Source organism: Frigidibacter sp. SD6-1 (assembly GCF_030143255.1).
Classification (GTDB): Bacteria; Pseudomonadota; Alphaproteobacteria; order Rhodobacterales; family Rhodobacteraceae; genus TMP-24.
In genome coordinates this window covers 277,842-288,793 of sequence record NZ_JARJNR010000007.1, presented here as the reverse complement: position 1 = coordinate 288,793, position 10,952 = coordinate 277,842, and the positions used below count along the sequence as shown (strand labels likewise).

Here is a 10,952-nt window from a genome sequence, read left to right as displayed (position 1 = left end):
TCCGTCCCTTCGTTGGGTCGGACTCTAGTTCCTAATGGAGGAAAAATCCCGTGGCAGGTCAGCATTCGAAGGGCAGACGACCTTCAGCCCCGGGATATGGGTGAAGATCGGGGTCAGCATCTGGCTGTGCTGGGCCGCCGCGCGGAAGCCCGCGCCACACATCGCGCGGATCACCACCGGCGTTTCCGCCTTGCCGCCGAACATATAACGGAACTTGGCCGCCTGGTTGTAGATCTGGTCCAGACAGACGCCCATGAAGTCGATGAACATCAGTTCCGCCACGGGGCGCAACCCGCAGGTCGCCGCACCAATCGCCGCGCCGACATAGGCGCTTTCGGAAAGCGGCGTGTCGATCATCTGCTTGGGGTGCTTGTGGTACAGCCCCTTGGAGACCCCCAGAACCCCGCCCCAGGCGTCATCCTCGCCCGCAGCACCCGCGCCGCCGACGATATCCTCGCCCATCATGATCACCGTGGGGTCGCGGCTCATCTCCTGATCCAGCGCCTCGTTGATCGCGTCTTTCATGCTCAATGTACGTGCCATTTTTCTCTCCTTTCTCGTGTCAGCGCGTGTCAGTAGGACACGTACACATCGGTGGTCAGTTCTGCGGGGGTGGGCAGGGGTGCTGCCTTCGCCTCGCGCACCGCGTCCTCGATCAGGGTCGCAACCTCGGCGTCGATGGCGTCCAGCTCGGCGTTGGTCAGAACACCGGCCTCGGTCACCTTGGCGCGGAAGATCTTGAGGCAGTCGCGGTTCTTGCGGTTGTCCTCGTTCTCGCCCGGGGCGCGATAGGTCTGGGCGTCGCCCTCGAAATGGCCGAAGAAGCGGATCATCTTGCATTCCAGAAGCGTCGGACCGCCGCCTTCGCGGGCGCGCTTCACGACCTCGCCCGCAGCTTCATAGACGGCAAAGAAATCGGTGCCATCCACCGTGATGCCCGGCATGCCGAACCCAGTCGCACGGTCGACATAGCTGTCGGAGGCGACCGCATAGTCAACGCTGGTCGATTCGGCATAGCCGTTGTTTTCCACGACGAAGATCGCGGGAAGGTCCCAGATCGCGGCCAGGTTCATCGATTCCAGCACCGTGCCCTGGTTCGAGGCGCCATCGCCGAAGAAGGTGATCGCCACCCCGTCATGGCCGAGCTTCTGCGCCGCCAGAGCCGCACCGCACACGAGCGGCGCACCGGCGCCAAGGATGCCGTTCGCGCCCATCATGCCCTTGGACAGGTCGGCGATATGCATCGACCCACCCTTGCCCGCGCAGGACCCGGTCGCCTTGCCATAGATCTCGGCCATCATGCCTTTCACATCCACGCCCTTGGCGATGCAGTGGCCGTGGCCCCGGTGGGTCGAGGCGATGCGGTCATGATCCTTAAGATGCATCATGATGCCGACGCCCGCGGCCTCTTCGCCCGCATAGAGGTGGACGAAGCCGGGAATGTCGCCGCGGCCGAAATCGACATGCAGGCGCTCTTCGAATTCGCGGATCGTCTTCATCCGGCGATAGGCTTGCAAAAGCCCGTCTTTTTCCAGTGGGAACGGGTTGCTCATGTGATCCTCCCTTTTGGCTGAGCAGAGTGCAGCGCCTCGGATGCTGCACGGGTGAGAAGCCCGTGCCGGGCCGCATAGGCCATGCAATCGGGCACGTTGACGGTGCGAAACGCATCGGTCTGAAGCCGGATGCTGACATCGCAGGTTTCGCTGAAGGTCAGCTCGCGCTCGCCATCCAGCGCGAAGGACCCGGCCGAGACGCTGGGCAGATAGACCGTGTCGGGCAGAACCTTCTCGACCCCACCGATGCCGACCTCTTCGATCAGGCCCGGGGCGATGGGCGCCATCAGCCCCGTCAGCATCCGCAACACGATATTCGCGCGGTCGTTGATCGGCAGATTGCCCGCATGGCTGACGATCCGCCGGATGCCGCGGGCCGAGACGGGATTGGCGATGATGCCGACTTTGGTCATGAAGGCGGTCTCCTTTCGACCCAATAAGCAACGACCGTGCCAAATAGGTCTGGGCGCGGGTGTGCAGCCCAGGACCGGAAGCCTGGCGGCGGTCATTCAGACGACGATTGTCACCGGCTGCATCGCCCGCTCGGGTCACCGCGCGCAGCCGCGCCGCTGATCGCCCGTGCGGGTTGAAAACGCAGCGCCCCTGCGGAAGAAAGGTGAACAGGCGCTCTGATCGCATCGCCCTTGAGCGCAAAGCGGCCCCTGAGAGGCGATGCGGCAGCCAATCCGCCGAGGGCCCCGGGCATTCTCGCCGTGATTTCCCGCCCGGTCCTGGCGTTTGACCGCACGCAACCTTGATGCCAAGAATGCCGGGTGACTTCATGGGTGCGGGAAGACCTTATCGCATCGGGCCAGGACAAGATGTGCAGCAGGTTCAGCGCCAGACCCAGATACAGAAACTCTCCCTGACGCAGTCCATGCGGACCTCTCTCTCGCTCCTGGCGATGGATGGCGACGAAGCGTTGCATGCGATCCGGCGCGAGCAGGGCCGCAACAGTTTTCTGCGGGCTGTCTCCCCGACCCTGTCCGGCGGCGGCGGCGGCGAGGCAGATCGCCCCGGAGGTGCGCACTCGGAAAGTGCGACCGATGATCTGCTGCGGCAAATCTCCCTCATCCGCCTGTCGCCCCGGCAAAACCGGCTGGCGCAAGACCTGGTGCACAGTCTCGACGAGCGCGGCTTTCTGCCCGACAGCCCTGAAGAGACGGCGGGGTACCTGAAGTGCAGCCAGACAGAGCTTGGCGCGCTTCTGCCGATCCTTCAGGAAAGCGTGGAACCCGCGGGCATTTTTGCCTGGTCGCTTGCCGACAGCTTCCGGCTGCAATTGCAGGCGAAGAACCGGTTCGACCCGTTGATCGAAAGGCTTCTTGGTCGGCTCGACCTGATCGCGCGTCAGGATATCGATGGGATTTGCACGGCCGGCGATATCCGTTCGCTCAACCCAAGCCCTCTGGCCCGCCAGTCCCATGACCTGCTGCCGACGGGTCAGCCCGAACTGATCATCAGCGCAAATTCCGACGGCAGCTGTTCTGCATCGCTGAACGAAGCGGCCCTGCCCCGGCTTTTGACCGATGACGCGCTTTTCTCCACGACAATGGCTGCCGAAGCCGATGCCCACGCACAAAGCTATTACCGCGATCGCTATCGCGGGGCCGCCTCCATGGTGCGCGCCATGCAGAAGCGCGCCAACACCTTGCTCGCGGCCGGTCAGGCCATCGCCGACCATCAGCCCAAGTACATCCGGACCGGGCGCTTGCACGACAAGCTGCCCCTGACCATGGCGCAACTTGCCGACAGGATCGGCGTCAATAAAAGCACGATCAGCCGGGCGCTGTCCAATTGCAGGATCAGCACCGAGCTCGGCATTCTCCCCGCCGGGCACTTTCTGGCACGCCCGGTCAGCGACGATGCCCCGAACGGACACGCGACCATCTCTTGAACAGGCTGCGCCTGCTCGTCGAGACCGAGGACCCGCGACGCCCCCTTTCGGACGAGGCGCTGGCAAGACAACTCGACAAGGCAAGGCTGCCGATTTCGCGGCGCACTGTCGCAAAGTATCGCCAGTTTCTCGGTATCCCGGGTGCATATGGCCGCAGGGCCGATGGTGGGGTGTGATCGGGACGCGATGGCTTGATACGAACCGTATCCCGAGGTCCGGATGTCGTTCGCGCATTGCTTTGGGGCGAACTGGTCGCGGAACGATCCGATCCTGTGCCAGGCGGCTACCTTTGTGCGTGCGGCGGCTCTGCGGCGGAGATAGTTCGGCAATGCGCGCGACCGCTTTCGCATCGAACTGCCGAACGACGAGGCGATGCGGACGAGCGGCCTCGAAGGCGAGGTGGCGCAGCGGTCCTGTGTTCAGTCCTCCCGGTTCCGCCCTTTCGGCCTCCCCCTGCGAACGCGCCGACAGGGGCGCACGAGCAGGGCGTCGCTCAGATGCTTGTCGACCTCACCCCCCGGTCCCGGTTCGCTGCCGCCGCCGTGATGCCCTTTGCCAGAATCTGGCCGGTAAGGCATTCTTCCGGTGGAAAGTCGGGATCACGCCCTCAAACCGTGGGCTCAAACAACGGGGTAAGACGGGCCTCGACATCGACGGCGCCCCCCGGTTCAACATCCAGACGCACTTTCACTCCGGCCGCCTTGCAAAGCGCCGCACCGCCCGCGCAGTCCCACATCCCCGAAACCGATCGTTCGATGTAGCCACCAAGCCGTCCGGCCGCCACGAGCATCAGCGAAAGCGCGCAGGATCCGTAGCCGACGATGTTATAGCCCTCTGACGTCACGCGATCTTCCGTTGCGCACCGGTCGCGGGAGGTCCAGGCGCTGTTTCTTCCGACCGCGAAGCAATTGGGCCGGGCGGGCGCGGATTTCGCCGACAGACCGGTTGAACAAAGCCCCTGACCCGCCGATCCGCTGGCGCTGATCCGCAGCGCGGGCGCGTGGACCGATCCTGCGACCGGAACCCCGTCTTCGACGAGGCCGATGGATATGGCCCAGAACGGCAGGCCGGACAGGAAGTTGGCCGTTCCGTCGATCGGATCGACGCTCCAGTATCGCCGGGACGGATTTCCGCCAAGCTCTTCCCCGATCACCGGAACGCCCGGAAACTCGATCATCAGACGATCACGAATGAACTGTTCGACCGCATGATCCGCGTCCGAGACGTAATCCAGCGGCGATTTGACCGTCACGGTCCGCGCATGCTGGTCTTCGAAGAAGCCCATCGCCAGACGGCCGGCCTCATCAATGATGTCGGCAAGTGTCGACAGATCGGTCGCACCAAGGGCGGTTTCTGCAATCGTCATGAGTGAAACCCCGCCGCGCGCAGCCAGGCCAGAACGAAGGGCGCTTCGTCGGTCTGGATGACCGTTGCGCCATGGGCGATCCAGAAACCGTAGACCGCGTCCGGAACGACGCGTCCAAGTTCACAGCTGCGCCCGCCGTTCCATTGATGATTGCCGTTGGTCACCGGGTTTACATACAGCGTGTTGACGAACAGCCGGACGTTGTGTTCGACCGCCAGCCGCCGCGCGCGGGGCGAGAACAGCACGCCGCCGTCCAGTGTCATCCCCCGCCGGGCCAGCAGGCTGTAGCCGTCATCCGCGCCGAATTCATAGTCGACCACGCATTCCACGCAATTGGGCCTGAGGATACGCACCGCACGTTCGAAGCCTTCGAAACCGTCCGCGCTGTCGATGATCACCGGGATGACGTCGACAGGCGCCGTGCAGGCGTCGATCATCTTGCGGATCGTGGTGAAGTCGGTGCCATCGCGAAGGTTCGTCTTGACCGTGACCTGCGCAGAGACGCCGCATCTTTCGGCCAGCGTCGCCACGTCGGTCAGCAGCTCGACCCCGGATTTCAGTTCCACGTTGATCATCATCTGCGGTCCGAGCGCGGCAAAGACCGCTTCCAGCGATGGAATGTGACAGCCAAGCGGCGCGCGCGTGGTCGGGTGGACCAGTTCGATAGCGCGCAGGTCGGACCTCGTCAGGGCGGCAACCTCGCCGGTCGCATCGGTCGTACGTTCCAGCGTGCGGTCATGGATCACGACCAGCGACCCGTCCGCGATCCGGTGGACGTCGACCTCGACCATGTCGACGCCGAGGTCGCGCGCCCGCTCGACCGCGCGCACCGAATTCTCCGCCGTCACGACCTTTCCGCAGGACAGGAAATCGCCACGATGCGCGGTGACGAAGACCTCTCCCGGCGTGCCGTTCGGGTCGCGGAACCGTTCGTGCAGTTGCCGTGGATCAAAAGTGCTCATGATCAGCGTTTCTCCTGCCCGTTGCCCAGGCCGTATCTGTCCGCAAGCGTGATGGTGAGAAGCGAGAAGGCCATGATCAGGACGATATAGACCATGTTGATCGCTGCCAGTTCCGGGTTGGTGGATCGGGCGCCCTCGAACAGTGCGATGGAAAGCGGCTTGTTGTTCACGTTGAACAGGAACGCGGACATCGAATATTCGCTCATCAGGGAATTCAGCGTCATGCCCGAAACCAGCACGATGACCGGCAGGACGATGGGCAGGGTGACGCGGAAGAACCGGTAATAGGCGGGGGCGCCCAGCGATTGCGCCGCCTCGTTCAGAGCCGGGTCCAGCGACAGGAAAGCCGCGCGAAGAAACCGGATCATCATCGGTATGGCAACGATCGCATAGCCGATGGGCAGGATCCAGAACCCGCCAAGCAACGTCGCGCCGAAGACCAGCTGGCTGGGCTCGTCATAGGTCAGGATCAGTCCGATCGCAACGAAGGGCGCGGGCAGGATCCATGGGATCATGAATGTCAGGTCAAGCGCGTTGCTGACCGCACCCTTCACGCGCTGCGCCATGGCGACGACGAACAGCGAAATCAGGATACCGGCCGCGATCGCCGCCAGTGCCATCAGGATCGAGTTTCTGAGCGGGACGAAGGCGGTGTCCTGCGAAAAGACCGTGACGTAGTTTTTCAGCGTCAGGGTCGAGGGCAGCACCTCTGTGCCGATGGACCTGGCCGGTGCGAAGGAAAACAGGACCACAAGCACGATCGGCACCAGCTGGATCAGCGCCACCAGATAGGCCAGCCCGGTCACCAGCGTTCGCATCGGCGGGCTGGCGATCCGGACGCGCTCGATCGGTACCGGCGTCTTCGCGCCACCGATGAAGCTGCCGCGCCGTTCGATGTACTGCATGGCGACGATACACAGGATCACCGCCGCGCCAAGCCCGATCGAGAGCATCGCGGCCATGTCGGGCCGGCGCAGCGAATTCAGCGTCAGGATAAGCTCGGACACCATGTCGAAACGCTGTCCGCCAAGCACAGCCGGGATCGAGAAAGAGCCCAGGGACTTGTAGGTGACGAGCAGCGTCGTGGCGAATATCGTCGGCAGGAGCACCGGCAACACGACCTGCAGAAAGGCCCGCATGTTAGAGGCGCCCAGGCTGCGCGCGGCTTCGACCGTCGCATAGTCGACACGCCGGATCGCTGCGCGCAGGAACAGGAAATGAAAACTGGTCAGCAGGAAGCTGTGCGCAAAGACCACGGCAAACGTGCCCGAGAACCAGTCGTTCGGCAATGCGGGGTAGATGCTCTGGATGATCCGGGTCAGCGCACCGGTCGGCCCGTAGACAAAACCGTAGCCCGTGGCGGCGGCGACCGAAACGAAGATGAGAGGCGTGGAATAGGCAAAGCGCAGGAAGCCGCGGCCGGGCACCTTGAGATATTCGAGCACTGCGACCTGAAAGAGTCCGACGACATTCACCGTGATGATCGAGAGCCCGGTCACGACAAGTGTATTCCAGATCGCCGTGATGACGCGGCGCGAGGCCGCCAGTTCGGCGGCCGCGCCAAGGCCCGGCTTGCCCTCGGGCGCGAATGCGAACCTGAGCACCGACCAGATCGGACCGTAGATAAAACTCGCCGCAAGCCAGAGAACGACCAGGAAAAGCACCGCTTGAACAGGCGATCGGCGGAAATCCTGTAAGTGCGCCCTCATGCCGCCACCCCGAACAGATTGATGCGGTCACGATCGATCTGGAGTGACACGGATTGCCCCGGCGCGAGATCCGCTATCGCGGCGCTGCTGAAGGCCTGAAGCTGGATCGCTTCGCCCGCCACCCGCAGATAGACACGGGTCAGGGGCCCGACATAATCCACGTCCTCGACCTGCGCGTCCAGCGCATCCGGGGCGTCGTTCGGCACGATGCGGATGTGCTCGGGCCTCAGATAGCCCTGGCCGTTCACGCCCAGCCGCGCCGAAAGGACCGGCCCAAGCAGGTTGGCGCTGCCGACGAACTGGCAGACGAAAGGTGTCGCAGGGCTTTCATAAAGCTGCCGTGCGGTGCCGATCTGTTCGACCTGACCCGCGTTGAAGACCAGAAGCCTGTCGGACATCGACAGGGCCTCTTCCTGGTCATGGGTGACGAACACCGCGGTAAATCCCAGTTCGCGCTGCAATGCCTTGATCTCGCGGCGCATGTCGTCGCGGATCTTCGCGTCAAGGTTCGAGAGCGGTTCGTCGAACAACAGCACGCGCGTGCCCATCACCAAAGACCTTGCTATGGCGACACGTTGCTGCTGACCGCCCGACAGGGCGGCCGGCTTCTTGTCGCCATGCGCGGCGATGCCGGTAACGTCGAGGATCTTGTCGACATCCGCCGCGATCTGCGCCTTGGACCTTCGCGCCACGCGCAGGCCGAATGCCACGTTCTCCCTCACGGTCATGTGCGGAAACAGGGCGTAGTTCTGGAAAACGATCCCGACATCGCGCTTCTCGGCCGGCAGGTCGGTGACATCGCGGTCAGCGATCAGAATGCGCCCTTCGGCCACCGGCACGAAACCCGCGATGGCGCGCAGGATCGTGGTTTTCCCGCAGCCCGAGGGCCCGAGCAAGGTGAAGAACTCGCCCGAGGCGATCTCCAGCGACAGTGGCTTGACCACTTCGATCGCGCCGTACCTGATACTTACGTTGTCCAGAGAAATCATCGTCGTCCCTTTGTCCTGCCGCTCGGGCGCAGCGGTAGGGCCGCGCCCGAGCGTTCTGGCAACAGCGCACCGGTCCTACTTGATCTCAAGCTCGATCTTCTGGATCCAGCCATCGATCTTCGGCGCGACCGCATCCCAGTCGATGTCCTGCGGCGTCAGCAGGGTCGCGTTGGCCTGAACCGTTTCTGGCGACATTGCGATGGCAGCGGGATGCACCGGCACCTGACCGAACTCGGTCGCATAGGCAGACATGACCTCGGGGCTTCCGAACCAGTCAACGAAGGCCTTCGCCTGGTCAGGCTGGTCGGTGCCCTTCATGATGGCGACGCCCTCGGAAATGAAGGGCGTGCCACCCTCCGTATCGACAATGCCCGGCGTGAAGCCGACGCTTTCGGCCAGTTTGCCGACGCCTCCGAACCAATTCAGGTTGATGACCGCCTCACCGTTGACGAAAGCCGCGGTCAGCGCATCGCCACTGTCGACGACGATCGCGTTCTCATAAAGCTTCGACATGAAATCCCAACCTACGTCGGTGATCTCGCCGTTCTCGTCGGAAAACCGCACCAGCATCCCGACCAGGAAGGACCTGGTGGTCTGCCAGGCAGTCGAGCCGATAACGTACTTTCCCTTGTACTCCGGCTTGATCAGATCGAGCCAGCTGTGAGGGGCCGCGTCCGCGGTCATCACATCGGCATTGTAAGCCACGACGATCGGCGTCTGCCAGAACTTGTAAACCATATGATCGGTATCGTCGCGATAGACGGCGGGCAGACCCTCTGCCCATGTCGGCACATGGGCTTCGAAAAGCCCCTCTGACTTGAGCGTCGCCATCGACGCGTCGATCAGCCCGAGGACCACGTCGGCCTGCGGATTGGCCCTTTCCGCGAGAATCCGGTCGAACAGTTCGCTGCCGCCTGCCGACAGGATGGTGATGTCGTGCCCTGCCGCCTTGGCCTGCTCGGTGATCCAGACGGCGCGCTCCTCGCCCTGCGGCGAATAGATCGTCAGCGGCTCCGCCCAGGCCGCCGACCCGGACAGAACGGCGGAGACGGAAATTGCGGTGAAGATTCCCTTGAGTGTCATCAGTCTCTCCTCCTGTTGCACTGGTGCTGCCATGCGAAGGCCATTGCCATCAGCAACCATGTCTCACAGCATCCTTTTTAAATTACTTTGTGTAAAGTAAAAAAATGATGACAAGATAAACCGAACAGAATGAACGGCTTTTGGGTGCTTCAATGCGGCTCCTCTCCAAGAATGAACGGCGCATCGTCGATCTGGTCTATCGCAACCAGGGAATCGCGAGGGTCGACCTTGCCCAGGCCATCGACCTGACCGGGGCCAGCGTAACGCGGCTTGTCTCGGGCTTGCTGGACGAAAAGGTACTCACGGAAACCGTCCAGAAGGAAGGCGACAGAAAACGGGGGCAGCCAAAAAAGCAGCTGGCGCTTCAGCGTGAACGTTTCTGTTCCGCGGGCTTCTACATCCTGTCCGAAAGCATCGAGGCCGTGTTCATCAACCTCACCGGCGAGATCCTGGCGCAGCGCTCGATCCCCTGGTCCAACCTTTCGGCCGCGGCGCTGATCGAGGTGATCGGCGGCACGACCGCCGAATTCCTCGCCAACACCAAGCCGAAAGACCAGAAATTCCTGGGAATCGGTCTCGGGTTGCCTGGCAACTTCGGCACTGCCCGCGACCAGATCAAGGCGCATGAGGTTTTCCCCCTGCTTGACGGTCACGCAATCCAGGAGGCGCTGAGCCGGGAAACCGATTGGGATATCTATCTAGAGAACGACGGCACCGCGGTCGCCTTGGGTGAATACCTGTTTGGTCGGCATGGGGTGGAGTACCTGTTCCTGCTGCATATCGGTTACGGGCTTGGCGGCGGGGCGGTGCTGGATGGCAGGCCCTATCGCGGCGCTCACGGGAATGCCTGCCTGCCAGGTGCGCTGTTTCCCTATGACGGTCACCGCCCGACCCTTCAGGACTACGAGGCAACGCTTGGATTGACCGGACGGCGGTTCAGGCAACAGCTCGCCGAAGGCACTTTGTCTGCCGAAAGCGAGGCGCGGGCCGACGCATGGATTGCGCGGGCCAGCACACAGATCGAGCAGGCGGTCAGGCTGATCAGCGGCCTGTTCGACCCCCAGCTGATCGTTCTGGGCGGCGCCCTGCCCACCCCGATCCCAGAGCGGATCGCCTTGGCCCTGAATGGGCGTGCGATAGATGGTCCCTCGCGCGGCCTGACGATACCGCCCGTCACCGCGTCACCGCTTGGCGACCTCAACGGGCCGATCGGCGCTGCCAGCATTCCGTTCTTCGAACGATTCTTTCCCGGTTCGACCGCCCTGGCCTGATGATCCCCGCCGCGCTCGGCCCCGAAACGCGCGCAGGTCGCGCTGCAGGGTTTCCGCCCTGGCAATCGCAAGCAGGATGGATGCCGGATCGGGATCGCGTCACAAGGCCCGACCGCCAGACC

9 protein-coding genes and 1 pseudogene are annotated in these 10,952 nt (G+C 63.3%); 2 read left to right on the top strand and 8 right to left on the bottom strand.

Annotated elements, in window-relative coordinates:
• Window positions 1-24: 24 nt before the first annotated feature.
• From P0645_RS14975 to P0645_RS14965, 3 genes are read right to left on the bottom strand one after another with little or no spacing between them, the layout of a single operon-like run.
• The gene (locus tag P0645_RS14975; RefSeq protein ID WP_284165384.1) at window positions 25-543 is read right to left on the bottom strand and encodes an alpha-ketoacid dehydrogenase subunit beta; all 519 of its coding nucleotides are present in this window, start codon (window positions 541-543) and stop codon (window positions 25-27) included.
• Window positions 544-572: 29 nt separating this feature from the next.
• Window positions 573-1,553 (bottom strand): thiamine pyrophosphate-dependent dehydrogenase E1 component subunit alpha, encoded by a 981-nt coding sequence (locus tag P0645_RS14970; RefSeq protein WP_284165383.1) that lies wholly within the window; start codon window positions 1,551-1,553, stop codon window positions 573-575.
• Window positions 1,550-1,966, bottom strand: coding sequence for a hypothetical protein (locus P0645_RS14965; protein ID WP_284165382.1), 417 nt, complete (start codon window positions 1,964-1,966; stop codon window positions 1,550-1,552). The genes P0645_RS14970 and P0645_RS14965 overlap by 4 nt, the downstream gene beginning before the upstream one ends.
• Before the next feature lie 344 nt (window positions 1,967-2,310).
• Between P0645_RS14965 and P0645_RS14960 the strand changes: the two are divergent.
• Window positions 2,311-3,626: pseudogene (locus tag P0645_RS14960) on the top strand (RNA polymerase factor sigma-54).
• A 431-nt stretch (window positions 3,627-4,057) separates the two neighbouring features.
• On the opposite strand, the gene P0645_RS14955 reads toward P0645_RS14960, so the two are convergent.
• From P0645_RS14955 to P0645_RS14935, 5 genes are all read right to left on the bottom strand, one after another.
• Window positions 4,058-4,816 carry an inositol monophosphatase family protein gene (locus P0645_RS14955; protein ID WP_284165380.1) on the bottom strand — a complete coding sequence of 253 codons (759 nt, stop codon included), beginning with the start codon at window positions 4,814-4,816 and terminating at the stop codon, window positions 4,058-4,060.
• Window positions 4,813-5,778 (bottom strand): glycerophosphodiester phosphodiesterase family protein, encoded by a 966-nt coding sequence (locus tag P0645_RS14950; RefSeq protein ID WP_284165379.1) that lies wholly within the window; start codon window positions 5,776-5,778, stop codon window positions 4,813-4,815. Before P0645_RS14950 ends, P0645_RS14955 begins: the two co-directional genes overlap by 4 nt.
• A 2-nt stretch (window positions 5,779-5,780) precedes the next feature.
• Window positions 5,781-7,487: an ABC transporter permease gene (locus P0645_RS14945; protein ID WP_284165378.1), complete on the bottom strand. Its 1,707-nt coding sequence runs from the start codon at window positions 7,485-7,487 to the stop codon at window positions 5,781-5,783.
• Window positions 7,484-8,476, bottom strand: coding sequence for an ABC transporter ATP-binding protein (locus P0645_RS14940; RefSeq protein WP_284165377.1), 993 nt, complete (start codon window positions 8,474-8,476; stop codon window positions 7,484-7,486). Before P0645_RS14940 ends, P0645_RS14945 begins: the two co-directional genes overlap by 4 nt.
• A gap of 75 nt (window positions 8,477-8,551) precedes the next feature.
• The gene (locus tag P0645_RS14935; protein WP_284165376.1) at window positions 8,552-9,559 is read right to left on the bottom strand and encodes an extracellular solute-binding protein; all 1,008 of its coding nucleotides are present in this window, start codon (window positions 9,557-9,559) and stop codon (window positions 8,552-8,554) included.
• A gap of 152 nt (window positions 9,560-9,711) precedes the next feature.
• Between P0645_RS14935 and P0645_RS14930 the strand changes: the two genes are divergently transcribed.
• Window positions 9,712-10,830, top strand: coding sequence for an ROK family transcriptional regulator (locus P0645_RS14930; RefSeq protein ID WP_284165375.1), 1,119 nt, complete (start codon window positions 9,712-9,714; stop codon window positions 10,828-10,830).
• The last annotated feature ends 122 nt before the right edge of the window (window positions 10,831-10,952 follow it).